The sequence below is a fragment of the Mycobacterium sp. NGS59 genome (assembly GCF_059812345.1).
Map to the genome: position 1 here is coordinate 163,346 of NZ_JCALCN010000003.1, position 26,036 is coordinate 189,381.

25 protein-coding genes, 1 tRNA gene, 1 pseudogene and 1 riboswitch are annotated in these 26,036 nt (G+C 66.4%); of the genes and pseudogenes, 8 read left to right on the top strand and 19 right to left on the bottom strand.

From position 1 onward, the window contains the following. Nucleotides 1–11 precede the first annotated feature (11 nt). Nucleotides 12–827, top strand: a complete 816-nt coding sequence (locus AC5Y46_RS05825; protein ID WP_499990363.1) for a class I SAM-dependent methyltransferase — start codon at nt 12–14, stop codon at nt 825–827. On the opposite strand, the gene AC5Y46_RS05830 is transcribed toward AC5Y46_RS05825, so the two are convergent. After that, nucleotides 816–2,558, bottom strand: coding sequence for an ABC transporter ATP-binding protein (locus AC5Y46_RS05830; protein ID WP_499990364.1), 1,743 nt, complete (start codon nt 2,556–2,558; stop codon nt 816–818). The genes AC5Y46_RS05825 and AC5Y46_RS05830 overlap by 12 nt on opposite strands. Continuing rightward, entirely contained in the window at nt 2,555–4,327 is a 1,773-nt protein-coding gene (locus tag AC5Y46_RS05835) for an ABC transporter ATP-binding protein (RefSeq protein ID WP_499990367.1), read from the bottom strand. Before AC5Y46_RS05835 ends, AC5Y46_RS05830 begins: the two co-directional genes overlap by 4 nt. 203 nt (nt 4,328–4,530) lie before the next feature. After that, a riboswitch (cobalamin riboswitch) is annotated at nt 4,531–4,710 on the top strand. Between the two features lie 83 nt (nt 4,711–4,793). On the opposite strand from AC5Y46_RS05835, the pseudogene AC5Y46_RS05840 reads away from it, so the two are divergent. Together AC5Y46_RS05840 and AC5Y46_RS05845 are read left to right on the top strand one after the other, a co-directional pair. After that, nucleotides 4,794–6,382: pseudogene (locus AC5Y46_RS05840) on the top strand (PPE family protein). Continuing rightward, complete coding sequence (locus AC5Y46_RS05845; protein WP_499990369.1) at nt 6,370–7,785, top strand: PE-PPE domain-containing protein; 1,416 nt, start codon at nt 6,370–6,372, stop codon at nt 7,783–7,785. Before AC5Y46_RS05840 ends, AC5Y46_RS05845 begins: the two are co-directional and overlap by 13 nt. Here AC5Y46_RS05845 and AC5Y46_RS05850 read toward each other — a convergent pair. Next, nucleotides 7,706–8,704, bottom strand: coding sequence for a cobalamin biosynthesis protein (locus AC5Y46_RS05850; protein ID WP_499990370.1), 999 nt, complete (start codon nt 8,702–8,704; stop codon nt 7,706–7,708). The two genes, AC5Y46_RS05845 and AC5Y46_RS05850, sit on opposite strands and share 80 nt — an antisense overlap. Before the next feature lie 169 nt (nt 8,705–8,873). On the opposite strand from AC5Y46_RS05850, the gene AC5Y46_RS05855 reads away from it, so the two are divergent. After that, nucleotides 8,874–9,689 carry an oxygenase MpaB family protein gene (locus AC5Y46_RS05855; RefSeq protein WP_499945414.1) on the top strand — a complete coding sequence of 272 codons (816 nt, stop codon included), beginning with the start codon at nt 8,874–8,876 and terminating at the stop codon, nt 9,687–9,689. Nucleotides 9,690–9,694: 5 nt separating this feature from the next. On the opposite strand, the gene AC5Y46_RS05860 is transcribed toward AC5Y46_RS05855, so the two are convergent. From AC5Y46_RS05860 to AC5Y46_RS05885, 6 genes are all read right to left on the bottom strand, one after another. Then, complete coding sequence (locus AC5Y46_RS05860) at nt 9,695–10,819, bottom strand: epoxide hydrolase family protein (protein ID WP_499990372.1); 1,125 nt, start codon at nt 10,817–10,819, stop codon at nt 9,695–9,697. After that, nucleotides 10,820–11,002: a hypothetical protein gene (locus tag AC5Y46_RS05865; protein ID WP_499945412.1), complete on the bottom strand. Its 183-nt coding sequence runs from the start codon at nt 11,000–11,002 to the stop codon at nt 10,820–10,822. Nucleotides 11,003–11,043: 41 nt separating this feature from the next. Then, nucleotides 11,044–12,555: a GMC family oxidoreductase gene (locus AC5Y46_RS05870; protein ID WP_499990373.1), complete on the bottom strand. Its 1,512-nt coding sequence runs from the start codon at nt 12,553–12,555 to the stop codon at nt 11,044–11,046. A gap of 118 nt (nt 12,556–12,673) precedes the next feature. After that, complete coding sequence (locus AC5Y46_RS05875) at nt 12,674–12,925, bottom strand: hypothetical protein (protein ID WP_499945410.1); 252 nt, start codon at nt 12,923–12,925, stop codon at nt 12,674–12,676. 37 nt (nt 12,926–12,962) lie between these two features. Further along, nucleotides 12,963–14,132 (bottom strand): zinc-dependent alcohol dehydrogenase, encoded by a 1,170-nt coding sequence (locus AC5Y46_RS05880; RefSeq protein WP_499990376.1) that lies wholly within the window; start codon nt 14,130–14,132, stop codon nt 12,963–12,965. A 13-nt stretch (nt 14,133–14,145) separates the two neighbouring features. Continuing rightward, nucleotides 14,146–14,640: an SRPBCC family protein gene (locus AC5Y46_RS05885; RefSeq protein WP_499990377.1), complete on the bottom strand. Its 495-nt coding sequence runs from the start codon at nt 14,638–14,640 to the stop codon at nt 14,146–14,148. A 154-nt stretch (nt 14,641–14,794) separates the two neighbouring features. Between AC5Y46_RS05885 and AC5Y46_RS05890 the strand changes: the two genes are divergently transcribed. After that, entirely contained in the window at nt 14,795–15,112 is a 318-nt protein-coding gene (locus AC5Y46_RS05890) for a hypothetical protein (protein WP_499945407.1), read from the top strand. Nucleotides 15,113–15,148: 36 nt separating this feature from the next. On the opposite strand, the gene AC5Y46_RS05895 is transcribed toward AC5Y46_RS05890, so the two are convergent. After that, complete coding sequence (locus tag AC5Y46_RS05895) at nt 15,149–15,481, bottom strand: hypothetical protein (protein WP_499945406.1); 333 nt, start codon at nt 15,479–15,481, stop codon at nt 15,149–15,151. 50 nt (nt 15,482–15,531) lie between these two features. Then, the gene (locus tag AC5Y46_RS05900) at nt 15,532–16,311 is read right to left on the bottom strand and encodes a TSUP family transporter (protein ID WP_499945405.1); all 780 of its coding nucleotides are present in this window, start codon (nt 16,309–16,311) and stop codon (nt 15,532–15,534) included. A 130-nt stretch (nt 16,312–16,441) separates the two neighbouring features. On the opposite strand from AC5Y46_RS05900, the gene AC5Y46_RS05905 reads away from it, so the two are divergent. Beyond that, nucleotides 16,442–17,191 carry an adenosylcobinamide amidohydrolase gene (locus tag AC5Y46_RS05905; protein WP_499945404.1) on the top strand — a complete coding sequence of 250 codons (750 nt, stop codon included), beginning with the start codon at nt 16,442–16,444 and terminating at the stop codon, nt 17,189–17,191. Nucleotides 17,192–17,250: 59 nt separating this feature from the next. Here the strand turns inward: AC5Y46_RS05905 and AC5Y46_RS05910 are convergent, their stop codons facing one another. From AC5Y46_RS05910 to AC5Y46_RS05925, 4 genes are all read right to left on the bottom strand, one after another. Next, entirely contained in the window at nt 17,251–18,216 is a 966-nt protein-coding gene (locus tag AC5Y46_RS05910) for a DUF429 domain-containing protein (RefSeq protein ID WP_499945403.1), read from the bottom strand. Nucleotides 18,217–18,411: 195 nt separating this feature from the next. Beyond that, nucleotides 18,412–18,885, bottom strand: a complete 474-nt coding sequence (locus AC5Y46_RS05915; protein ID WP_499945402.1) for a hypothetical protein — start codon at nt 18,883–18,885, stop codon at nt 18,412–18,414. 104 nt (nt 18,886–18,989) lie between these two features. Next, nucleotides 18,990–19,445, bottom strand: a complete 456-nt coding sequence (locus AC5Y46_RS05920) for a hypothetical protein (protein ID WP_499945401.1) — start codon at nt 19,443–19,445, stop codon at nt 18,990–18,992. Between the two features lie 61 nt (nt 19,446–19,506). Beyond that, the gene (locus AC5Y46_RS05925) at nt 19,507–20,250 is read right to left on the bottom strand and encodes a vWA domain-containing protein (RefSeq protein WP_499945400.1); all 744 of its coding nucleotides are present in this window, start codon (nt 20,248–20,250) and stop codon (nt 19,507–19,509) included. A gap of 86 nt (nt 20,251–20,336) precedes the next feature. On the opposite strand from AC5Y46_RS05925, the gene AC5Y46_RS05930 reads away from it, so the two are divergent. After that, nucleotides 20,337–21,110 carry an NUDIX hydrolase gene (locus AC5Y46_RS05930; protein ID WP_499945399.1) on the top strand — a complete coding sequence of 258 codons (774 nt, stop codon included), beginning with the start codon at nt 20,337–20,339 and terminating at the stop codon, nt 21,108–21,110. A 198-nt stretch (nt 21,111–21,308) separates the two neighbouring features. Here AC5Y46_RS05930 and AC5Y46_RS05935 read toward each other — a convergent pair. From AC5Y46_RS05935 to AC5Y46_RS05950, 4 genes are all read right to left on the bottom strand, one after another. Beyond that, nucleotides 21,309–21,380: transfer RNA gene (locus AC5Y46_RS05935), tRNA-Val, on the bottom strand. 39 nt (nt 21,381–21,419) lie between these two features. After that, complete coding sequence (locus AC5Y46_RS05940; protein ID WP_499945398.1) at nt 21,420–21,881, bottom strand: peroxiredoxin; 462 nt, start codon at nt 21,879–21,881, stop codon at nt 21,420–21,422. Further along, nucleotides 21,881–22,303, bottom strand: coding sequence for a DUF3052 domain-containing protein (locus AC5Y46_RS05945; RefSeq protein WP_499945397.1), 423 nt, complete (start codon nt 22,301–22,303; stop codon nt 21,881–21,883). The genes AC5Y46_RS05940 and AC5Y46_RS05945 overlap by 1 nt, the downstream gene beginning before the upstream one ends. 131 nt (nt 22,304–22,434) lie before the next feature. Beyond that, nucleotides 22,435–23,019 (bottom strand): Rv2240c family protein, encoded by a 585-nt coding sequence (locus AC5Y46_RS05950; RefSeq protein WP_499945396.1) that lies wholly within the window; start codon nt 23,017–23,019, stop codon nt 22,435–22,437. 150 nt (nt 23,020–23,169) lie between these two features. Between AC5Y46_RS05950 and aceE the strand changes: the two genes are divergently transcribed. Next, nucleotides 23,170–25,956: a pyruvate dehydrogenase (acetyl-transferring), homodimeric type gene (gene aceE, locus AC5Y46_RS05955; RefSeq protein ID WP_499945395.1), complete on the top strand. Its 2,787-nt coding sequence runs from the start codon at nt 23,170–23,172 to the stop codon at nt 25,954–25,956. The last annotated feature ends 80 nt before the right edge of the window (nt 25,957–26,036 follow it).

A 26,036-nucleotide genomic window follows, 5' to 3' on the forward strand; every position in this document is an offset into this window, starting at 1 on the left:
AAGGCGGCGCGATGAGTAAGACCGCTCCCGACCTGGGCGACGTCCAAGAGACACTGCTGATTCCGCTGTACGCGCGAGCGTGCGACGCGGCGTCGCGTCGTCCGGTGCTCGGTGACCAGCGGGCGCGCGAACTGGTCGCCGCGATCGACTACGACTTCAGCGGATTCGGCGGATCGTCGCTGTCCGGATCGGTGTATCGATCCTCGATCTTCGACGGTTGGGTGGCCCAATTCCTGCGCGAGCACCCGGCGGGCACCGTCGTCGAACTGGGCACCGGGCTGAACACCAGATTCGACCGCCTCGACAACGGCAGCGTCCACTGGTTCGACATCGACCTTCCCGACAGCATCGCGTTGCGCCGCAAGTTTTTTCGCGACAGCGACCGCTACCGGATGCTGGCCGGTTCGGTACTCGACAGTGACTGGTTCGACACGGTCGCCGCCGCTGCGGGACCCTATCTGTTCCTGAGCGAGGCCGTGTTGATCTACCTCGACGGCGACGAGGTGCGTCGCGCTGTTGCCGAACTGTCCCAACGGTTTCCGGGCGCGCAGTTGGCTTTCGACACCGCGGGCGAACGCATGGTCGGCAACCAGGACCGCAACAAGTCGCTGGCGCAGGTGAAGGCGCGGCTGCAATGGATCTGTGACGACCCCGGCGACATCGAGGGTCTCGAACTGCTCGACACGCGAACACTGGCCAAACCCCAGCCGGCCGTCGCCCAAACCTGGCCCCCGCTACGGCGTTACGGGATGCCGGTCCTGGCCCGGCTGATGCCTGCGATGGTCGACACTTACAAGTTCAACCTGTTCCGGCTCTCACCGCGTTAGTTGCCAACCGCGGGCGCGCAATCGTTGCGCCCAGAACCGGGCATAGGTGCCGCCGGCGGACAGCAACTCCTCGTGGCGGCCGCGCGCGGTGATGCGCCCGTCTTCGAGGACCAGGATCTGGTCGGCGTCCATCACCGTCGAAAGCCGGTGTGCGACAACGACGATTGTCCGGTCCCGAGCCAATTCCCGGATCGCCGCCGCGACCGCGGCTTCGTTGACCGCGTCGAGCGCGGCAGTGGCCTCGTCCAGCAGCACGATGGGCGCGCTCTTCAGCAGCGCACGCGCCAGAGCCACCCGCTGGCGTTCCCCGCCCGACAGTGCCGATCCCGCCTCGCCGACGCGCGCCTCCCAGCCACCGGGCAGCCGCAGGATCACCTCGTCCAGGCGCGCGATCGCCGCCACGCGATCCAACTCGGCCGCGCCGGCTTCCGGATCGGCCATCCGCAGGTTGTCGGCGATGCTGGCGTCGAAGAGGTAGGCGTCTTCGAAGACGTGTGCGGTCAGGTGGGCAACCGTACCGGTGCCCAGTTCACGCACGTCGCAGCCGCCGATCGAAATGCCGCCGTCGTCGACGTCGAAGAAGCGGCCGATCAACCGCAGCAGCGTGGTCTTTCCGGCCCCGGACGGCCCGACGATCGCGGTGAGGCTGCCGGCGGGAATGCGGGCGTTCACACCGCGAATCACCTCGACACCGTCGTAACCGAAACGGACGTCCCGCAATTCGATGCCGGTGCCGGCAGGTGCCGCACCTTGCTCGGGTTCGGGCAGCGGCCGCACCGTCAGCAAGTCGCGCACCCGGACGATCGCGTCGGCGGTGACCTGGACATGGCCGGCAAGATCGCCGAGCTGAGACAACGGGTCGATCATCCGCAGGGTGATAATCAGCAGACCGATCATGGTGGGCAGGGCCACGTCGCCGCGCAGCGTCAGAACAACAGTCAGCGCCACCACCGCGGTGACGACCAGTTGCATGGTGCCGAAGCACCCGATCAGACCCCACGCTCCGCGGATCGTGAGCCGGGATTGCGAGCGTTGTTGCCGGACAAGGGAATCCTCGATCGTGCCGAGTTCGCGGTGGCTCAACACGCCGTAGGCGCGCAGCGTGGGTTGCAGCCGGGCGTATTCGACGATCCGGGACGCGGTGACGCCGATGTCGTGCTCGTACTGGTCGTCGTTGCGGTGCACGACCGACGTGAACATCCGCAACGACAGCACACACAGCACCGCACCGAGCGTCAATGCCAACCCGATCCGCCAGTCGCTCAGGTAACTACCTAGAATCAGCGTGACCGGCGCACTCACGCCGACGACCAGATATCGCAGCAGGTGCGCCGGGAAATCCGCGAGATCCGTCGCATCCTTGGCGACCAGACGCCCGATCGGCCCGGTCCGGTCGGCGCCGAACCAGCCGATCGGCAAGGCGGCCAGATGATTTCCGATCCGATCGTGGAAATTGGTCAGCACGTCGGTGCCGACGCGATAGCCCAGCGAAGTGCTCCAGGCCAGCAACCCGTGATGGGCGACCACGGTCACGCAGATCGCCGCGATCCAGAACCACAGATCACCCCCCCGCACCGGTCGTTCGAAGAGGACGCCGAGCAACGGAACCACGAACAGGAAACCCAGACCTTGCAGCACTCCCTGCACGGCTTGCACGACGAGCATGGTGCGCAGCTGCCGGCGGCCGCGGTCATCGAGCAGGTCGAACAGGTAACGGATGATCGTGCTCATCGCCATGCCTCCAACTGCTCGGCGACACCACGTTCTGCCTCGCGTTCCCGTCTCCACAGTTGTGCATAGATTCCGTTGTGCCCCAACAATTCCGGGTGCCTACCGGTTTCGGCAATGCGGCCGCCGGCGAGGACGACGATGGTGTCGGCGCCTCGGACGGTGCTGAGCCGGTGCGCGATCACCAGCACCGTCCGGTCCGCGGCGACCGCGCTCAGCGCGTCTTGGATCCGGGCCTCGTTTTCCGGGTCGGCGCTGGCGGTGGCTTCGTCGAGGACCAGGATCGGGCGGTCGGCCAGGATCGCGCGGGCGATACAGACGCGCTGCCGTTCACCACCCGAGAGCGCAGCGTCCTCGCCGACCACCGAATCGAATCCGCGTGGCAACGTCTCGATCCTGGACAAGATCTGCGCCCGGCGGGCGGCTTCCCGCACGGCTTGCTCGTCGGCGTCGGGACGGCCCAGCCGGATATTGTCGCGAATACTCATGGCCGACAACAGGTGTGGGTCCTGAAAGACAAACGCGACGTGCCGATACAACGTCGCGGGGTCGATCCGGCGCAGGTCGACCCCGTACAGCTCGACCGCCCCTTCGCACGGATCGTCGAACCGCGGCAACAGCTTGGCCAGGGTGGACTTTCCGGAACCGGACGGGCCCACCAGCGCGGTGATCGTGCCGCGCTCCAGACAGAGATCGATCCCGGCCAAGGCGACCGTGTCGCCGTAGGTGACGCGCACCCCGCGCAGCCGCACCACCGGGCCCGGTGTCGCGGGATCGAGTTCGGCCGGGCGGTCCGGCACCGGAAGTTCCGCAGTCCCAAGCAGTTCCCGGATTTCGCGGGACACCTGCAACCCGGTGACCAACGGGTGTATCGACATCAGCAACGTCATCCAGTTCGACGTGATGACGGTGCCGAAGACGGCGAATGCGATGAAGTTCTGCAGCGGGAGGTCGCCGTTGGCGGTCAAGATCCCGCCGGTCGTCGCGACCGCGAGCAGGATGCTGGGCGGCGACAGCAGGATTTCCGCCGTGACGCTGGCCACGCTGGTGGATTTGGCCCAGTCGAGGAAGAAGTGTGCGAACGCGCGGGACACTTCCTGGAACCGACGACTTGCCGCGCCCGGCGTGCCGAAGGCTTTCACCACGCCGATGCCGTTCACGAACTCCACGGCCGCGCTGTTGAGCCGCCTCAACCAGTCCATGTACTCCGGATACTTGGTTCCCGCACTGGCCGCCGCGCGCTGATACGCCGCCAGCCCGGCGCACACCGGCAGCAGCGTCGCCAGCGCCATCCGCCAGTCCAGGACGAACAGGTACCCGAAGGCCACTACGGGCGGCACCGCCGCCGCACTGACTTCCACGATCGAATGGGCCACGAGCCGATGCAGGGCCGCGACGTCGTCCTCGACGGCCTTCTTGACGATCCCGGAGTTGCGCTCGCCGAACCAGCCAAGCGGCACCCGGCTCAACTTGGCCAGCAACTCCCGACGGATCCGGAACGACACCCGGATGTCGGCCAGATGTGTCATCACCCCGGCGGCCAGGACACCCAATTGCTTTGCCGCCAGCGCGATGACCGCCACCACGACGATCGGCCAGACGTCGGTGTTCCCCGCGAGGAGACGCCGGCTCACCTCTACGACGACGAACAGTGGTGCCATGCCGGCCAGTGCGCTGATCGCCGCCAGTAGCGCGCACGCGACAAGTGTCGTCCGAGCCGACCGCAGGATCGCCGGGGGGCGCCCGGGTCCCGCTGGGCTGTCTCGTCGCACGCTTTTCCTCCGTCGCAACGCTCGTGCTGCCGACCCGGGCAATACTGCTACGCCGAACACCAGCACCGAGCGGCGGCTAACTACATGCAAATTATTCGCAGGATTGTGGCAAATTGCCCGCCTAGCTCTCCCGCCAGGTTTATGGTCGGGGGAACAGGTGCTCTGCGGGGGTGACTTTGATTCTGCGAAGTGCGATCCGCCGGCCGACTCAAGTGCGACAATGTCGCCTGTACGGCGATGATGATGCAGGAAGCCGGTGCGAATCCGGCGCGGTCCCGCCACTGTCATCGGGGAGCGACCCTCACAAGCCACGGCCATTGGCTGGAAGGCGAGGCGAGCGGTGATCCGAGAGCCAGGACACTCACGTCATCGCATCCTGCTAACCCGGGGCGGAGCACCCCGGAGAGAGCTGGTGCCTCATGATGCGGCACGCCTGCGGTCGGTCCAGCGCTCGGCCTAGCCGCCGATGACGGTCTGGATGGGTTCCCCGCCGGAGCTGCACTCGACGTTGCTGTCGAGCGGTCCGGGGCCGGGTCCACTCTTGGCTGCGGCCGCGGCGTGGAGCACGCTGAGCACCGAGTACGCCCAAGTGGCCGACGAGTTGACCGCGCTGTTGAGCGGGGTGCGCGGCGGCGCCTGGGAGGGCCAGAGCGCCGAGTCGTATGTGGCCGCCCACGCGCCCTACCTGGCCTGGCTGGTGCAGGCCGGCGCGGACAGCGCCGCGACCGCCGCCCGGCACGAGGCCGCGGCTACCGCCTACACCGCGGCCCTGGCCGCCATGCCTACGCTGGGCGAGTTGGCAGCCAACCATGCCGTCCACAGCGTATTGGTGGCGACGAACTTCTTCGGGATCAACACCATCCCGATCACGCTGAACGAGGCCGATTACGTGCGAATGTGGATTCAGGCCGCCACCACCATGAGCGCGCCTATGAAGGGGTCTCGGCTGCGGCGGTGGCCGCGTCGCCGGACGCGACCGCGGCACCACAGATCGTCAAAGCAGAACCGGCCGCAGCAGCCGGAGATCCTTTTTCGACGATCACAGATTTCCTTGCCGCCGTGGAGCGAGTCTTCAACACCGTCGGCGGCGACAGTGGCGACCTGGTCTCGTATATCTTCAGCGTCCCCCCGGGCACCGACCCGATGACGTGGTTCGTCACCAAGATCGCCGACCTGTCGTCGCCGGTGAGCGGCTATCCCGCGCTGATGCAGGGACTGCTCAATGCGGCCGGTGACAACCCGCTGTTGCTGCTCGCGGCCTACGCCTTCGGTGGTGTGGCGATCGGCTACGACCTGTCCATCCAGGTCATCCAGTTTCTGGTCACCTTCCCACTGCTGGCGGCCGGACTGAGTCCGCTGCTGGTCGGCCCCACCCTCCTCGGCACCGGTGGCGCGCTGGGTATCGCCGAGGTAGCCCTGCATGTGCATGCGGGCATGGAATCAGTTCCGGGTCCCACCGACGTGCTTGCCGCGAACCCCGCCACCGTGCCGGGTCCGGTTGCGACGGTGGCCGTTTCGAGCCCGGCCGTACCGGCGCAGGTTGTCGCGCCGGCCGCCCCGGTACCGGCTGCGGCTCCGATCGCATCGAGCGTTGCGAGCGCATCGCCACCGCCGGGCGCGGGTCCCGGGCAGTTTCCGTATCTCAGCGGCACGGGCAGGATGGATTCCCCGGCCGGCACCCGAACTGTGGTCAAGAAGAGGGCTTCGCAGCCGGACGTCGCGGCGGCCCCGGCCGCGGCAGCGGCTTCCGCAGCGGACAAAGCGCGGGAACGCCGTAAGCGGCGTGCCAAGGTCGACGTGAAGGGTCGCGGCTACGAATACATGGACCTCGAGCCCGTTTCCGACCCCGACGCCGCCGTCAGCTCCGATCGCGGCGCAGGTCCGCTGGGGTTCGTGGGAGCCACCCGGCGGACGGCCGGTGGTGAAGCCGCGGGGCTGGCCACGCTCACCGGTGACGCGTTCGGTGGCGGTCCGCGCGAGCCACTGATGCCCAGCACCTGGGCGCCGGACGAGTCGGAGTGCGCCGAGAAACAGGAGGGCATGTGTCAGCGCTGACCGTCGAACCCGACCTCTTGCGTTCGGCTGCAATGAATCTGGCGAGGATTCAATCGTCACTGGCGGAGGTGCAGGGGGCCGTCGCCAGTCCCACCACCGGATTAATTGCCGCCGCCGCCGACGAGGTGTCGACCCGGGTCGCGGCACTGTTCGCCGAGTTCGGCCAGGAGTATCAGACGCTCAGCGCTGAGATCGCCAGGGTGCACCAACTGTTCGTCCGAACCTTGAGCACGGCGGCCGGCTCCTACCTGGCCGCCGAGGCATGGAACGCATCGGCACTCAATAGTGTTGCGCCGGAAGCGATTTCGGCATTCGCAGGCGTGAACACCCTGATCATGGGCGGCACCGGCAACCCGGTTCCGAATCCCGCTTACGTGATGAACATCTACCACACCTACATCGCGCCCATTGCTCCCACCGCCATCCCGACGGGTTTGACCACCCCGGAGCAGGGGTGGCCCCTGACCGGGCTGAGCAGCCTCACCTTCGACACGTCGATCGCGCGCGGTGTCGAGATATTGCGGCAGGCCATCGCCGCTCAACCGCCGGGCACCCAGACCATCGTGTTCGGCTTTTCCCAAAGCGCCACCGTCGTGACCAATTACCTCAACGGCATCGCCGACGGTTCCATACCGGCACCCAACCCGGCCGATCTGAGGTTCGTCCTGGCCGGCAACCCCAACAATCCCAACGGTGGTCTCTACGAACGCTTCACCGGTCTGTACATTCCGGGCTTCAACCAGACCTTCGGCGGAGCGACGCCGAACCTGGCCTACCCCACCGACATCTACACCATCCAGTACGACGGCTTCGCCCACTTCCCGCGCTACCCGCTGAACCTGCTGGCGTCCGCCAACGCCATCGCCGGCCTGTACTACGGGCACTTGAGCCCCACGCCCGCATACGAATACCTGACGCCGGCACAGGTCGCGTCGGCGATCGTCGCCCCGGTTTCCCCCGGGTCCACCGGCAGCACAACGTATTACCTGATTCCCAGCCAGGACCTACCGCTGCTGAGGCCGCTGAACTTGCCGCAGCCGCTGCTCAACCTGATCCAGCCGAATCTGCGGGTACTGGTAGATCTCGGCTACGGCGACATCGGCGGAATGCACTCCGAATACGCGGATCTCCCCACCCCGGCGAGCCTGTTTCCGCTAATCGATCCGTTCGCCGTCGGCACCTATCTGCTGCAGGGCACCGCGCAAGGCGTGCAGGCCAACCTGGTGTGGGCCGGGTTGCTTCCGCCCTCGGCCATGCCGAACGCCTACCCGTTCGTGCCGTCGCCGGATCCGGGACTCACGCTCAACTGGGGCCAACCCAGTGTCACCGGAATCTCGTTGCTGACCAATGGGATCGGCTCATTGCTGCGCGCTCTCCCCATCCCGCCACTCGGGGGTGGATGAGCGCGGCAACGCCGACCCCGACCAGGGTGGCCACCGCCTGCACTGCCCGCGACAGGGTCACCGCGCGGCGCAGGTCGGCCACGGTGGGTGGGCGGCCGTTGCCCAGTGCCGGCCGGATCTGCAGCTCGTGGTGGTACTGGGTGGGTCCGCCCAGCCGCACCCCCAGCGCACCGGCGAACGCCGCCTCGACGACGCCGGCGTTCGGACTGGGATGGCTGGCGGCGTCGCGCCGCCAGGCGCGCAACGCACCGAGCGCAGATCCGCCTACCAAGGGCGCGCAGATCATCACTGATCCGGCCGTCACCCGGGCGCCCACGACGTTGACGATGTCGTCCAATCGGGCTGCGGCCCAACCGAATCGGATGTACCGCGGTGAGCGGTAGCCGATCATCGCGTCCAGAGTGTTCGCCGCGCGACAACCCAGCACCGCCGGTGCGCCGCCGACCGCCGCCCACAGCAGCGGCGCAACCTGCGCGTCGGAAGTGTTCTCGGCCACCGATTCCAGCGCCGCGCGGGCCAGACCGTCCCGGTCCAGCACAGCCGGATCGCGACCGCACAACGAGGGAAGCAACGCGCGCGCGGACGCCATGTCACCGGACTCCAGCAGATCTGCCATCCGAGAACCGGTGTGCGCCAACGAAGATCCACCCAGGGAAACCCAGGTAGCCACCGCGGTCGCCGCGACCGGGCCGGTCCTGCGCTGCAGCACCACGCCCAGTAACACCGCCGCGCCCACCAGCACCCCGACATGCACTGCCCCGGCTGCCCGCGCGTCGCGGTAAGTGAGCCGTTCCAGGTTCGCAGCGGCCGTGCCGAACAGCGCCACCGGGTGTCCCCGCCGCGGGTCGCCCACCGCCAGATCGGCCAGAAAACCGGTCAACACGCCGACGCTTCGAGCCGAATTCGGTGACACGAACACCTCGGCAGCGTCTCACACGACCCGGCCGGCGCGGCTAGAGCGCAGCGATCAGATCAGCCATGCCTCAACAAGCGCCCGCTATGACTCGCTCTACCCTCCGCCGCGCCGAGATTCTCGGCGCACCAACCACCCGAACATGATGTACTCGACTCATGGGTAAGGATCCGCGATGAAGCGGCCCGTAACCAGGGTCGCCGACCTGTTGAACCCGGCGGCGACGTTGCTGCCCGCCGCGAACGTCATCATGCAGTTGTCGTTGCCGGGTGTCGGCTACGGCGTGCTGGAAAGCCCGGTGGACAGCGGCAATGTCTACAAGCACCCGTTCAAACGGGCGCGTACCACCGGCACCTACCTCGCCGTGGCGACCATCGGGACCGAATCCGACCGCAAGCTGATCCGCGACGCCGTGGACACCGCGCACCGGCAGGTTCGTTCAACGGCGTCCAGCCCGGTGTCCTACAACGCCTTCGACCCGAAGTTGCAGCTGTGGGTCGCCGCCTGTCTGTACCGCTATTTCGTCGAGCAGCACGAGTACCTGCACGGCCCGCTCGACGACGCGAGCTCGGACGTGGTGTTCCAGGACGCCAAGCGGCTGGCCACCACACTGCAGGTGCCCGAGCGCATGTGGCCCGCCGACCGGGTCGCGTTCGACGAATACTGGAAGCGTTCCCTCGACGAACTGCGCATCGACCCGCCGGTGCGCGAGCACCTGCGCGGGGTGGCTTCGATGGCGTTCATGCCGTGGCCGGTGCGGATGCTGGCCGGACCGTTCAATCTGTTCGCGACGACGGGATTCCTGGCGCCGGAGTTCCGGGCGATGATGCGGCTGGACTGGTCGGAATCTCAACAGCGGCGATTCGAATGGCTGCTGGCGGCGCTGCGGTTGGCCGACCGGCTGATCCCGCACCGCGTCTGGATCCTGGGATACGAGCTGTATCTGTGGGACATGAGATCTCGGGCGCGACGGGGTCGCAGGATCGTCTGATCCCGTCAGCGCACCGTCGCGAAGAACTTCCGGAGGTCTTCGACGAACAACTCCGGCTGTTCGAACGCGGCGAAATGCCCGCCGCGCGGCATCGTCGTCCAGTGCGTCAGGTTGAAGTTCGGCTCACACCACGAGCGCGGCGCGCGCAGCACTTCTTTCGGGAAAGCCGCTACGCCCGTAGGCAATTCGACCCGCGAATTGTCCCCCCACACTTTGTAGCTCTCCCAGTACAGCCGCGCCGAGGACGCGCCGCTGCCGGTCACCCAATACATCATCACGTTGTCCAGCAACTCATCCCGCGTCAACACGTTCTCGGGGTGTCCGTCGCAGTCCATCCACGCCCAGAACTTCTCGACAATCCAGGCGAGTTGGCCCACCGGCGAATCCACCAGCCCGTAGCCCAGCGTTTGCGGTCGGGTGGACTGCTGCTTGGAATAGCCGGTCCCCGATTTGCGGTGCTCGGCAAGCGCGGCCATCGCCGCCTGCTCCTCCGGTGTCGGGTTGGCCAGCGTTTCCTTCGTCGGCGTGCCGAGCGGCATGTTCAGATGGATCCCCGCGCAGTTCCCGCCGTTGCGGCCGATCTGGGTGGTGACCGCCGCGCCCCAGTCGCCGCCTTGGGCGCCGTAACGGTCATAGCCCAGGCGACCCATCAGCTCCTCCCACACCTGCGCGATCTTCTGCACGCCCCAGCCCGTGCGGCCCGGCTTCCCGGAGAAGCCGTACCCCGGCAGCGACGGGCACACCACGTGGAAGGCGTCCTCGGCGCGGCCGCCGTGCGCGGTGGGATCGGTCAGCGGCTCGATCACCTTGTGGAACTCCACGACCGAGCCCGGCCAGCCGTGGGTGATCACCAACGGGAAAGCATCATCGTGAGGCGAGCGCTGATGGATGAAATGAATGTCCAGACCGTCGAACTGGTCGACGAACTGGTCGAACCGGTTCAGCGCCGCCTCCCGGACGCGCCAGTCGTAGTCAGCGGCCCAGTAGGCGGCCAGGTCGCGGGTGTAGCGCAACGGGACGCCCTGGCTCCAGTCGTCCACGCATTCGGCGTCCGGCCATCTGGTGCGCGCCAGCCGCGACTGCAGATCCTCCAGGACGTCGTCGGGCACGTCGATGCGAAACGGCTTCACCTACTTCTGCGCGTCCTTGATCAGCGTGCTGATCTGCTCGAGCAGCTGACGCATGTCGGCGCGCATGGCGTCCACCGCCGCGTAGAGGTCCGCCTTCGTCGCCGGTTGCTGGTCGGCCGACAACGGCCGCACCGGCGGCCCCGAGGTCTGCCTGTTGCTCTGAGAGCCAGAGAGGTCGCTCACGCCCACGACCTTGCCACACCGCGTCAGACGCGTCCAAGACATCAAGCGGGGGCGAGCAGAAAATCGGCACACCGTTCACCGATCATGATCGACGGCGCGTTGGTGTTGGCCCGCGGAATCCGCGGCAGCGCTGACGCATCGGCGACCCGTAACCCCGCCACACCCCGCACCCGCAACTGCTCGTCGAGCGCGCTGTCGGGCTCAGAACCCATCGCGACGCTGCAGGCCGGGTGCGCGGTGGTGATCACGGTCTGTCTGATGCACGCTTCGAGGTCCGCGGCCGGTCCGGGTAACACCTCCCGGTCGACGGCGGAGGCGAGCGGCTCGGTGGAGACGATCTCCCGCGACCGCTGCACCGCCCGGATCATCGCCTCCATGTCAGCGCGCTCGCGGAGCAGGTTGAGCCGGATAGCCGGCGGCCGGTCCGGATCGGCGGAGCGGATCAGCACGCTGCCGCGGCTCTGCGGGGTCCAGTAGGAGTGGATCACCGTCAACGACGGCGGGAAGGCGGCGGTCTTGATGTCGGCCAGCGCGTCGCCCGGGGTGATCACCAACTGAAAGTCGCAGGCCGGCAGATCGGGCATGGACCGGATGTGGGCGACCGCCTCGCACCCGTTGCTCGACAGCTTGCCTGTCCGGTGTAACAGCCACTGCAGCAACCACTTTGGATTGGCCGCGTCGGCCAGCCCGATATATCCGGGGGCCAGCCGCCAAATGCCGAACATGTTGGGATGGTCGGACAGGCCTTGCCCGACGTTCGGGCTGTCCACCTGTGGTGTGATCCCGACGGCACGCAGGTGATCGGCGGGTCCGATGCCCGAAAGTTGCAGCAATTGCGGGGTGCCGAATGCCCCCGCGCTCAGCACGACCTCTTGATCGGCGAAAACCTGCTGCACTCGCCGATTGCAACGGAACTCGACACCGACCGCGCGTCCGTTGCGGATGATCAACCGAAGGACGGTGGCCTTCTTCGCGATACTCAGATTCCGCTGCCCCCGCAGATATGCCCGTGCCGTCGTCCAGCGCTGCCCGTTGTAGATGGTGACCGGGCTGATGGTCGCCCCGTCGAGACCCGGTCCGCTCACGTCGTCATCCGCGGCGACGCCCGCCGCCCGCGCCGCAGCGACAAACCGGCGGGACACTTCGTCGGGCTCGGTCACCCGGGTGACGCGCATCGGCCCGTGCTCGATGCGAGCGAAGACCGGCGCCACGTCGTCCCACGTCCAGCCCGGAAGTTGCCACCCGTCGTAGTCGAGGTCGCTGCCCTTGACCCACAACATCGCGTTCATCGCGCTGGTGCCACCGAGCACCCGGCCGCGGGGTTGCTGGATGCGCCGGTCCGCGCACGCCGGCTCCGGCTCGGTTTCGTACGCCCAGTCCAGTGCGGTGCCCATCTGCCGCGGAAACGCCAGGGGCGCACGCACTGTCAGCTTCCGGTCCGAGCCGCCGGCCTCGATGAGCAGCACGGTCGCCGAGGATTCATCGGCGAGGCGTCCGGCGACCGCGCACCCGGCCGATCCGGCTCCGACCACGATGAAGTCATACGCGGCCATGCAGGAACGCCCGATTGCCGTACCGATCCAGCGACACGAACTCTTCGAGTGGCTCAGTGGTTCCTGCTGAGTCATGCCCTGATCTCAGCAACGCGCCGGCGAACAGGCAACCCCCCTGTCAGCCGCCCAAGTTGCGCACCGCCGTGTCGAGTTCCTCAGCCCGCTCAGCGAGTTCGCGGTCCGACAACTCCGCATCGCCCACGCCCTGCAGCACCTCGGCGCGCGTCGCGACCTGCAACGCGCCGCGGTAATCCGGCGATTCCAGTTCGGCCGGTGTCTTCACTTCGACCCGACCTTCGATGAGAACCAGTGCAGCGTCTGCGTCCTCGGCGTCGAGCAGGCGCCGGACGTCGTCAGCCTCGATTGTCATGCCACCAGCTATGCCCGCTGCGTAGCGCTCTAACCCCCTACGGCCGCATCGCCACCCGGATGCAGTTGTCCTCTTTGTTCTTGAACAGGTCGTAGGCGCGCACCCCTTCTTCGAGGGGCAGGTCATGGGTGATCAGCTTGGCGGGATCCAGATCACCCTGTTCGACGTAGTCGAACAACCGAGCGATGTAGCGCTGGCCGTGTTGCTGCGAGGTCTTCAGGGTCAGGCCCTTGTTGGTCAGCACACCCATCGGGAACTTGTCGGTCACTCCGTACACCCCGAGCACCGAGACCACCCCACCCTTGCGGCAGGCCAGGATCGCCTGCCGCAAGGCGGTGGCGCGGTCGGTCTCCAGCCGCAGCAGTTGCTTGGCCTTGTCGTAGAGCTGCTGGACCCCGGTGCCGTGTCCTTCCATGCCGACCGCGTCGATGCACGCATCCGGACCCCGCCCACCGGTCATCTCCCGCAGCGTCTCGTGCACGCTGTCCACGGCGGTGTAGTCGATGGTCTCCAGTTCGAATCCGTTGCGCGCCAATTGGAGTCGTTCCGGGATCCGGTCGATCACGATCGCCCGGTCGGCGCCGAGCAGCAGCGCACTGCGGGCCGCCATCAGACCCACTCCCCCGGCGCCGAAGACCGCGACGGTGTCACCGCCGGAGATGTCGCAGAAGTCCGCGCCCATGAAACCGGTAGGGACGGCGTCGGACAGGAACAGCGCCTGCTCGTCGGTGATGTCCCCGGGGATGGCAAAGCAGTTCGCGTCGCCGAACGGCACCCGCACGTACTGGGCATGCGAACCGGCGTAACCGCCGAACGGGTGCGTGTAGCCATAGATTCCGCCCGACGGGTAGCCGAGCAGCGGCTGTTGCAGTTCGGCGTTCGGGTTGGTGGTGTCGCAGCAGGCATACAACTCGTGCTCGCAGTACCAGCATCTGTCGCAGGCGATGAACGACGGCACCACCACCCGCTCACCCACTTTGGTGTCGCGCACCTCCGAGCCCGTCTCGACCACCACTCCCATGAATTCGTGGCCGAAGACGTCGCCCTGGCGCATGCCGGGCAGGTAGCCGTCGATGAAATGCAGGTCCGAGCCGCATGTGGTCGTCAGCCGGACCTGGACGATCACGTCGTGTGGGTTGAGGATCTTGGGATCGTCGACCGTCTCCACCGACAGGTCGTTGACGCCGTTCCAGCACAGTGCGCGCACGATGAACCTTTCCTTACCGCGCGGAGTTCCGCGCGCTGGGGTTGGACTGGAGGGTCGGCACCTCGCCGGTCTGCAGCAGGGCGCGCACCCGGTAGAGGACCTTGTATGCCGCCGCCCCGGACAGCAGGCCCGGCGCCGGCGTCTTGACTCGCAGCGTGACCTCGGTGCCCAGATCCCGTGGCGCGGCTTGCCAGCTCACCACGAGTTCGTTGTCGTCGGCGGTACCGACGTAGCGGATCCGGCCGGGCTCGACGACCAGCCGGGATTCCCAGCTGACGTCCGGCTGGTCCTGCAGACGCCAGCGGTAGCGATCTTCTCCCCCGGGTTCGACGTCCGCGATGTCACCGAGCACGACGGACAGCTGGTCGGTGTCACGCCAGAAGTGTTCGACACGTTCGACGGGTGCCGCGATGGTCACCGTCTGCGCCGTCGCTTTGGGTTGCTGCATGTCGACAACCTTGCTGACTGCGCTCAGCACTTGGTTTTTTGCACTGTCCAGATAACTCACGGGGCGCTCCTTCGTCGGGCCTGCGATACCCGCCTTTGCGGTCGGCAAACGCCGACGAGATGAGTCATTCCTGAAATGAGGCGCGCTGCGCTTGCCGCTGCACCAGCGCTGATCCCGCGCTGCGGGACCGGTTGCGGGAACTTATCGTTGGGTGATGCGGATTCTGGCGCCGACAGCGATGTCCCTACTGCTGTTCGGCCTCATCGGCTGTCCGGTTGCCGAAGCAGATGCGACGTTCGGACCGGGCACGTACGCGGTGCCCGGGCAGGTTCCGCACGGCGTCTACACCGCCCGCGTCGAGGTGCGCGATCCCGCGGTGCAGCAGTGCACGTTCAGCACGTGGACCGGCGACTGGACGTTTCTCACCGGAGACAGCGTGGGGACGGGGCAAACGCTGACCGCGGACCTCTCGGCGCCTGCGGTCGGGCACTTCATCACGCATGGCTGCACCCCTTGGACCAACGGGCGCTAAGCGGCGGCCCGAGCCCAACCCCGGTCGGGTCCCGGGTTATTCCTCGTCCGCGGCCTGGCGGTCCTCGGCCGCAGCTGCACGGTCGGCCGCGGCCGCCTGGCGGTGCCGCTCGGCGGCCGCGTGATGCTTGTCGGGATCTCCCACACCGGCGTACGCGGCGTCCTCGTGGACCTGCGCGACTCGTTCGTGCACCTGCGCCGACTCGTCGTGTCGTTCGGCCGTTTTGCGGTGCGCGAGGGCGGCCCGCTCATGGGCTTCGTCGGCCCGCTGCGCGGCCTGCTCGACGTCACGCTCGGTGACAGGTTGGTTGTGCTCCAACTGAAAATGCCGCTGGCGTAGCTCTTGGGCCCGGTCTGCCGCGTCTGCCATCTGGTCAATGTACGACCGGGAGGGTCGATATGGAGAGTTGCACGTTTGGTTCAGCGGGAGCTTTGAACGACGTACAGCACCGCTGCACCGACAGCCAACGTTCCCAACAGACGTCGGAGTGCACCTTCGGATACCCACGGTTGCAACCGGGCACCGGCGTACCCGCCCAGCAGTCCACCCAAGCCTGCGGCGATGCCGAGGGTCCAGTCGGGAGCGATGTCGTGTCCCGGGGCGATCACGGACAACACGGCGTAGGTGGCGGCACCCGCTATCGACGTGACGAACGTCGAAACCAGTGCGGCCGGGGCAACTTCGGCAAGGGGCGCGCCGCGGCCCACCAGGATGGGGCTGAGCAACGAGCCTCCGCCGATACCGTAGATGCCGCCGACGACGCCCACACCGAGTGCGAGCGTGACGACGAAATTGTTCGACGGCCCCGGGCGCGCGCGCACGGGTAGAGACGAAGCGCGCTGCAGCCACAGCCACACCCCTAACGGGAAGAGCAGCGCGGCGGCGAACAGTCTGAACGTCTGCTGGTCCGGAACCAACAACACCCGCAACACGGCGCCGACGACGACACCAGGCAGGGTACCGAGCAGCATCAAACGGGTCAGCGAACTACCCAGCGGCGCCACCCGCGCATACCGGGCCAGCGCTCCCGGGATGGAGATGACGTTGAACAGAAGGTTCGTCGGGGTCACGGCGGGATTGGGCACACCGAGCAGGCTCATCTGCAATGGCAGTAGAAACACTGCGCCTGACACTCCGACGGGTGTGGTCAAGACTGCGACGACGACGCCCGCGCCGAACCCGACGAGCGCCTCATCCACCGGCCAACTATGACAAGCGTCCGTCCGAAATGCGCACGCGGTGGGCCGATGATGTGTTGACGTCGTGCTGGGCAGATCCGACGAGGTGCCCGACGTTCGCGACGTTGCACCCCCGCACGAGGATGGGACCATGCATCCCAAGTTGACGGCGCGGGTGGAACAAGCTCGGCAGATCCCGGTCCTGCTGTGGCAATTTGCCGAGCCTCGACTGTGCATCTCTTCCGGACCGCTCGGCGGCGGTATCGACGTCCGGGACTGGGTGGTGAACGCAACCGTCCCGCTGGATTACGACCGGACCGATCCGGACCGTCACCTCACCGAGATCGGTACGGCGCTGGGCCTCGTCGGGACGGGCTGCGGGTTGCTCACCGCCGTCGACGTGACCCGCCACCACCTCGCCGCGGACGGCGGAGTGCATGCCTCCGCAACGGTCGGGCTCTCCAACCCGGCCTGGGCGGCCGCGCCCGACGGGGACTTCCGCCGCGAATTACCGTCCGGCGTGCAAACGACGCTGTTCCCCGACTACCAGTCCGTCGAGTACCGACCATTCACCAACGGCTACCAGGTGGGCACGATCAACATCGTGGTCGCGGTGCCGGCACGGCTGTCGACGGCCGCCCTGGTCAACGCGGTGGCCACCGCCACCGAAGCGAAGGTGCAGGCCTTGCAGGAGACCGGGGTACGGGCCACCGGCACCGCCTCGGACGCGATCGTCGTGCATTGCCCGACGGACGGGGCTGCGGAGGCATACGGCGGACCGCGCTCGACATTCGGCGCCCGGATCGCACGAGCGGTGCACGCTGCGGTACGTGCCGGCGCCCGGTCCTGGATCTCAGAACCGCCCGGGCGGCACCGTGATCCGTGGACTTTGATGCCGTAGCGCTGGCGTCAAGGAACGTGCCGACTCGCGTTCATGTCGTGGCGTCGGCTGTCTGTCGCTCATTGCGGAGTGAATCCGTATGTCGCATCGAACCATTCGATGAAGCCGAGAGTATTCCCCCATTGCTGGGCGATTCGTTGATGGAGTGCCTTCGCATCGTGACCAGGGACGAATTTGTTGGGTTTGCTGACGGGCCGCCCACATCCGCAGGGGCAAGTTGGCAGCACTGGTTCGCCCGCTTCGTCGCGCAGACTCTGTCGGCGGTCGGCTTTCAAGTCGGCCGGAAGAGCCGGCGTGACGATGTAGCCATTGTCGGGGAAATTGCCGAAGGTGGCGACTTGGTCGGGTCGGCACGTGCAGAGCATCGCCACGTAAGCGCAGATGACCGAGTCAAGCTGGTCTTCCGCACGATCCAATTGGATTGGCCGAGTGGCCATCTCGACCGAACGACGCAAAGTCATCCAACTGCTGTGGCCGGTTACCTGCATCGGCAGCGGCGCGCTAGCCAGACTCTCGATGTGATCGATCAGTCTGAGCATTTCGCTTCGCCGATCAATGGTTCGCTCCGCGGCATTCGCACCGCGACCGCGCTTGAATTTCAATGTGCATCCCAGCCTGAACAGCACCACGATCGCGGGGTGTGGGTAGACCTCGATTGCGCGTCGCGGCGCGCTCGACATCGGATCGATGTCGAGCTTCAGCTTTTGAGTCAGCACGGCGCCGCGAGGCGGATCGAACATGCCGGCCGGGTGCGACTTATATGCCGGGCGTGGGCCGGCCTGGAATGGCCGAAACTGCTTGTCTAATTCCGCCTCCGCCAGTCGACGGCCGAATTCGTTAGTGACCAGCAAGGGCGCATCGATGGCCACCAAGCAGTCGCCGACAACGTAAGGCGCTACGGCAGAAAGGATTTCGTCGTCCGTAACCACCGAGGTGAGCAATTGCAGCTGGCCAGCGTCGTCAACAACCGCAATGCCGGTGCGGCTGACAGCACCCCAGGCGAGGTCCAAACCTACGAAATACACAGCGACACTATGCCCCAGCACGATATCGCCCGCACATGTTTGTGCATCAGGTGCCGATGAGCATTACACGGGTGGTCACCCGCGTCGGGGCCGAAATCGTCGGGTGTTCGATGGCGCAAGCTTTGAGGGAAGCTTGACAAAATACGATGGCCATTCACCACGCCAGCAGTTTCACCGAACCGCTTTCAGCATCCGTCACGGGCATTCGCCAACATGGATGCAGAAGCACTGTGGGCACATGACGCTGCGAATTTCTGCGCGCTCAACCTGGGCGCGACGCCCGTCGTCAGCCTCAATAGGCCAACTTGGCGGTGCCTGGCGTTCGTACCAAGCTAGGTCGGGGAAAGTGTCGTATCCAGGCAGGTGGCTGCCGGTGCGACACCGAGCAACCTCAACCCCTTTCGTTTCGACCAGACGCTTGACTTCGGCAGCATCTTCAGGGTCGACGTCGGGCTCACCAACGGCCTCCTGCAGCAGCGCGTAGTGCGCCCAGATCGCGCGGCGCGCAGCTCCACGCAAGACGCCTCGATCCTCCCTGACTACCTCATCTGGGTACAGCGCCAACACCTTCCGTAGCTCCCACCCTTTAACAAAGAGAAGCTGCACAGCCTTGGCGCGCGTCCGCGAGTCAGGCCAGAGCGCCAAACGGCGTTCGACGACTTTATTCATGTGAATTCCTCCCTGCACGTAGCTGATTCGCGCTGTCATGCACAATCTGCGACTCGAACCAGCACGGCGATAAACATTGGCGGGCCGGGACATCGCCGCGTTCGTCACCAACATTCCCCGGCGTGGATTTCGAAGCAGTCCGGACACCGCTGCTCTGGCTTCTTTGGCCTTGCGGCGTCATTGGCACCCAAACGAACGTCACCCAATGGGGTCAGTTTGATGGACGGGTCGCGCTGCTGAAGCTGCCTCAAACGGGTCAGGATGTGCTGATGCAACCCCGGCGAGTGTGAGTAATTGAGCAGTTCCCGATAAATGCCGGCCTGGCTTTCGGCGTCGGACGGCGCCGGGACAAAGGCGTCGTCCAACGTGAGGCGCACTAACTTGCGCACGTACCCGATGCTGTCGGGATTGCACGGTTCTGCGGCAGCGGAAGCTTCACGTGACATCTCGACGTCGGAGAGCCCTCGGTTCATTCCATCAAGGACTTTCGCGTATCGCGTGCGCTGGTGAGTGAGCAGAATCCGCTCGATCTCTTCGCGATACGGATTAGACGTCGCCATATGAACTCCTGACTTTCGACCGGTCACGCTGACTCGCTCGCCTTGCGACCCCTCTTGTTTGTTATCGACGGGCGCCCTCTTCCTCACCTTCCTTGACTCCGCCCCAGAAGTCGTCGGCATCGGCGAGCCGGGTACTGCGGGACTTGCCGCGCCATTCCCGCACCGACCGGTTCAACCCACGATGGGTGGTCAGCACGCCCGTCGGTGAGGCGGTGTAGTTGGACGTGTTGCCCGCACCCACGCCGATCGCCGAGCCGGTGGCGTAACTGTCCTGGTTGGCACCCAGGAAGACGAAGGTCCATCCGGCCTTCCGCAGCCCCGCGATGCGTTTGTTGATCGCCCGGGCGGTCCAGCGCCGGCTGGCGTTCTCAAGGCCGTCGGTGAAGATCACCACCAATTGATCGGCCGGATCGGCGCCTGCACGCTTCAGGTGCGCCTCGGCACGGTCCAGCAACAGCGCGATCGCATCGTGTAGCGGCGTCATCCCGCGGGGACTGAACCGTCCGGTGATTGACTGGACCCGGTCGAGCGGTTCGGCGTCGACAAGAACGTCGTGAATGTCCTCGCCGTCGAACTGGACCAGCGTCATCGTCGCTTCGCCCTTCTCTTTGCGCTGCTCGGCGATGAACTCGTCGTAGCCCTGCACGACGTATTCGGCGATCGTGTTCATCGATCCGGACCGGTCCAGCAGGAACCAGATGTCCGCGCGTGAGGCTTCTTCCGCCGACTGCTGCGCAAGCAGGGCCTCCAATTTCGCGATCCGCGCAAGCAGTTCGTTTACGTCTGTGTCTGCGTGATTTGTCATGACGCTCCCCTCGTCCGTCCGGTATTTGTCCGCATGACTATAACAGCTAATTGTCATTCTGACAAATATCTGCCTACGATGCCCACATGGACAGACCAGAGCACCGCGCACCGGAGGGCTACGACGCCTCGGCCTACCCGTCCTTCGCGGTGACTGTCGACATCGTGATCCTGACCATGCGGGAAGGCCGTCTGCACGTGCTGTTGGTGCAGCGTGGCGGCGAGCCGTATGCCGGCATGTGGGCGCTGCCCGGCGGGTTCAAACGGCCCGACGAGACTCTCGACGACGCGGCGTGGCGGGAATTGCGTGAAGAGACCGGTGTGATCGCACCCAAACACCTGGCGCAGTTCGGCGCCTACGGCGATCCCGGGCGCGACCCGCGCACCAATGTGGTCACCGTGGCGTACCTCGCGGTGACGCCGGACCCGGGCGAGTTGCGCGCCGGCACCGATGCGGCCGCGGCCCGCTTATGGCCGGTCACCGACGCGGTGCGCAATCTCCCGCTGGCCTTCGACCATCACCGGATCCTGTCCGACGCGGTAGACCGGGCGGCTGAACAGCTCGAGCAGACCAACTTGGCGACGGCGTTCGTCGGCGAGACGTTCGCGCTGTCGGAACTGCAGAACGTGTACGAGGAGCTGTGGCAAACCGAGATCGATCCGGCCAATTTCCGTCGCAGCCTTACCACTTCGTCGCCGACGGTCGCGAACCCGGACAACTACGTCGAGCCGACCGGTGAGCGGGCCAAAGCGAGCCCGCGCGGCGGCCGACCACCGGAATTGTTCCGCGCCGGTGGCGCCTGGCACAGTCAGCCGCCGGTGCGGCGCCCGCGCCGACCGAGAGAACTCCCTGACGCTTGAGAGTCGGCCCCGCCGAAAAGCTTTGTGTCTGAGTCGCTATCGGAGGCAGATTTGCGAGACATCCTCCGGCTGAGCGCAATTAAGCGCGGGAAGCCGTCCTATCCGCTTGCCTGGGACAAGCGAAGCCGCGAGCAAGCGCGTCGGAGCCAACCTGATCGAAGGTCTCGTGCAGACCGACTTTTCGAGCGACTCGGAAAGTGGGCGCGGACGGTATCGAACCGCCGACCGCTGGTGTGTAAAACCAGAGCTCTACCACTGAGCTACGCGCCCTATGCCCCGGCGCAGGTTACACGCCCACACCCGCGGCACTCAAAACGACAACGCCGCCAGCGCATCCGTCCACAGTCGCCGATCGCGTGCCTCTCCGGGCTGCTTCATCTCGGCGAACCGGATGATCCCCGAGCGGTCGACCACGAAGGTGCCGCGGTTGGAGATGCCGGCCTGTTCGTTGAACACCCCGTAGGCCTGGCTGACCTCGCCATGTGGCCAGAAGTCCGACAACACCGGAAACGTGAATCCGCTCTGCACCGCCCAGATCTTGTGGGTCGGCGGCGGCCCCACCGAGATGGCCAGCACCGCGGTGTCGTCGTTCTCGAATTCGGGCAGGTTGTCGCGCACCGCGTCCAACTCGCCCTGGCAGATTCCGGTGAAGGCCAGCGGGAAGAAGACCAAGAGCACGTTCTTGCTGTCGCGGAAGCTGCTTAGCGCGACGGGCTGGTTGTTCTGGTCGCGCAGGGTGAAGTCGGGGGCGGTGGCTCCGACGTCGAGCATCAACGCTTCCCGGTCCGCGACTTCGGCTGAACCAGACGAGACGCACTCCAATTACCCAAATTGACCGACGACGTCGGCATCAGGCCCGCGGTCGGCGCCGCCTCGGCGATGTCGGCGGGCAGCACGTGCCCGGGACGGCCGGTCTTAGGGGTGAGCACCCAGATCACGCCGTCTTCGGCGAGCGGGCTGATCGCGTCCATCAGGATGTCCACCAGGTCGCTGTCACCGTTGCGGTACCACAGCAGCACGACGTCGACGACCTCGTCGGTGTCCTCGTCGAGCAACTCGCTGCCGCAGGCATCCTCGACGTCGGCGCGGATGTCGTCGTCGGTGTCCTCGTCCCAGCCCCACTCCTGGACGACCTGGTCCGGTTGGATGCCCAGTTTGCGAGCGTAGCTCGGGGCGTGATCCGCCGCGACCACCGTGAAACCTCCCTCAACCAACCGCACGACAAAGCCGGATGGTGGCGACCCGCTGCGCCGGCTTCGCCGCGCTTGCGATCGCCACCGCGATGGACGTTATCGTCGCACAGGCACCACCGGAGTTCATACGACTAACCCGTGCACATTTTCAGTGCCTTGGTCTTGGTGTCATTGAGCCGATCCACCCGCCGGTTGAACTCGCCGGTCGAGGCGTGCGTGCCGATCGCGTTGGCCACCTGGCGAGCGGCGTCGTTGTAAGCGTTGAACGCGTCGCGCATCTGGCCGGGCAGGGCGTCGCTGTAGCTGTTCTCCACCGCGGTGGCGCTGGCGTTGAGTGCGTCGATGGCCGGGCCTTCGGTCGGGCCGGTGTTTTTTCCCGCGTTGAACGCGGCCACGAAGGCGTTGACCTTGTCGATCGCCTCTTTGCTGGTGGTCGCGAGCGCGTCGCACGACGTGCGCATCGCCCGCGTGGTCACCGACTGCAGCCGTTGGGATTCCCTGGCGCTGGAGGACACCGCGGACTCCGAGAGCGATGCCGACACCGACGACCGGTAGGCAGGAGCGAGGTTGGTGTCGGCCGCGCCGTTGCCGTCGGTGACCTTGGTACAGCCGACGATCCCTATCGTCACCAGCGCAATACAGCCCAGAGCCAGGGCGCCTCGCCTGGGGAACTCCCCCACGTGCCTGCGAGGGACGGCACGCCATCCGATGAGCACGGCATGTGACGTTACCGCGTGGCTATCCCAATTGCCCCATGAGCATCGACTTAGGAGTGGCGGGCGGTGGGTACCCGCCAGGGACGCAAGTGCGGCACGATAGGGGGAGATCGATCAAGTAGCTACGCCGCCAACTACAGGAGTAGTGCGTTGACAACCGAGTTCGCCCGCAACGATCTGGCCAAAACATCAAGCAGCACAAGCGAACCCGATCGCGTTCGGGTCATCCGCGAGGGTGTGGCGTCCTACCTGCCCGACATCGACCCCGAGGAGACCTCGGAGTGGCTGGAGTCATTTGACGCGTTACTGGAACGTTCCGGTCCGGCCCGCGCGCGTTATCTGATGCTGCGAATGCTGGAGCGGGCCGGCGAGCAGCGGGTCTCCATCCCGGCGCTCACCTCGACCGACTACGTCAACACCATCCCGACCGAGCTGGAACCCTGGTTTCCCGGCGACGAGGACGTCGAACGCCGGTATCGGACCTGGATCAGGTGGAACGCCGCGATCATGGTGCACCGCGCGCAACGGCCCGGCGTCGGTGTAGGCGGCCACATCTCGACCTATGCGTCTTCGGCCGCGCTCTACGAGGTCGGGTTCAACCACTTCTTCCGCGGCAAGTCGCACCCCGGCGGCGGCGATCACGTCTACATCCAGGGCCACGCCTCCCCCGGCATCTACGCCCGCGCGTACCTCGAAGGCCGGCTCAGCGAAGACCGCCTGGACGGCTTCCGCCAGGAACACAGCCATGCCGGCGGTGGGTTGCCGTCCTATCCGCACCCGCGATTGATGCCTGATTTCTGGGAGTTTCCCACCGTGTCGATGGGCCTGGGCCCGCTCAACGCCATCTACCAGGCACGGTTCAACCATTACCTGCACGACCGTGGCATCAAAGACACCTCCAATCAGCATGTGTGGTGCTTTCTGGGCGACGGCGAGATGGACGAGCCGGAAAGCCGCGGGCTGGCCCACGTCGGCGCGCTCGAGGGCCTGGACAACCTGACCTTCGTGATCAACTGCAACCTGCAGCGCCTGGACGGCCCCGTGCGCGGCAACGGCAAGATCATCCAGGAGCTGGAGTCGTTCTTCCGCGGTGCCGGCTGGAACGTGATCAAGGTGGTGTGGGGTCGCGAGTGGGACGCACTGCTGCACGCCGACCGGGACGGCGCGCTGGTGAACCTGATGAACAGCACCCCGGACGGCGACTACCAGACCTACAAGGCCAACGACGGCGCCTACGTGCGCGACCACTTCTTCGGCCGCGACCCGCGCACCAAGGCGTTGGTCGAGAACATGAGTGACTCCGAAATCTGGAATCTCAAGCGCGGTGGGCACGACTACCGCAAGGTCTACGCCGCCTATCACGCCGCGATGGCGCACAAGGGACAGCCCACGGTCATCCTGGCCAAGACCATCAAGGGCTATTCACTGGGCGCGCACTTCCAGGGTCGCAACGCCACCCATCAGATGAAAAAGCTTGCGCTGGAAGACCTCAAGCGTTTCCGCGACTCGATGCGGATCCCGATCAGCGACGACAAGCTGGAAGAAGACCCGTACCTGCCGCCGTACTACCACCCCGGCCCGGACGCCCCCGAAATCCGTTACCTGCTGGACCGTCGCCGCACCCTGGGCGGATTCGTCCCGGAGCGCCGCACCAAGGCCAAAGCGCTGACGCTGCCCGGCCGCGACACCTACAAAGCGCTCAAGAAGGGTTCCGGCAAACAAGAGGTCGCCACCACCATGGCGCTGGTCCGAACCTTCAAAGAGTTGTTGCGCGACAAAGAGATCGGCAAACGGATCGTGCCGATCATTCCCGACGAGGCCCGCACGTTCGGGATGGACTCGTGGTTCCCGTCGCTCAAGATCTACAACCGCAACGGCCAGCTCTACACCGCTGTGGACGCCGAGCTGATGCTGGCCTATAAGGAAAGCGAAGTCGGCCAGATCCTGCACGAAGGCATCAACGAAGCCGGATCAGTGGGGTCCTTCACCGCGGCCGGCACTTCGTATTCCACCCACAACGAGCCGATGATCCCGGTCTACATCTTCTATTCGATGTTCGGGTTCCAGCGCACCGGCGACGGCCTGTGGGCCGCGGCCGACCAGATGACCCGCGGGTTCGCGCTGGGCGCCACCGCCGGGCGCACCACGCTCGTCGGTGAGGGGCTGCAGCACGCCGACGGGCATTCGTTGCTGCTGGCCGCCACCAACCCGGCGGTGGTGTCCTACGACCCGGCGTTCGCCTACGAGATCGCCTACATCGTGGAGAGCGGCCTGGCGCGGATGTTCGGCGAGAACCCGGAGAACGTCTACTTCTACATCACTCTCTACAACGAGCCCTACGCGCAGCCACCCGAACCGGAAGACTTCGATCCCGACGGCCTGCTGCGCGGCATCTACCGTTACCGCGCCGCCAAAGAGGAGCGCGGCCATTCCGCGCACATCCTGGTGTCCGGAGTGTCGATGCCGGCCGCGCTCAAGGCGGCCGGGATGCTCGAAGAGTGGGGCGTGGCCGCCGACGTGTGGTCGGTGACCAGCTGGGGCGAGTTGAACCGCGACGGTGTGGCCGTGGAGAAGGAACGGCTGCGCAACCCGGACCAGGCGCCGCGCGAGGCCTATGTCACCAAGGTGCTCGCCGACTGCCGCGGCCCGGTGGTCGCGGTCTCGGACTGGATGCGCGCGGTGCCCGAACAGATCCGGCCGTGGGTGCCCGGCACCTACGTCACCCTCGGCACCGACGGGTTCGGGTTTTCCGACACCCGGCCCGCCGCGCGGCGTTACTTCAACACCGACGCCGAATCCCAGGTGGTGGCGGTGCTCGAGGCGCTGGCCCGCGACGGTGAGATCGACCAGTCGGTGGCCGTCAAGGCCGCCCAGCAGTACAAGATCGACGACGTGCTGGCCGCGCCCGAGCAGACCTCAGACCCAGGCGTGGCCTAGCTGCTCCCTCCACGCCGCCGAGCGCGCGGCCAGCCGCACGCCGGGAGTCGAGGCCCCGCACGCCGCCGAGCGTCACGCTG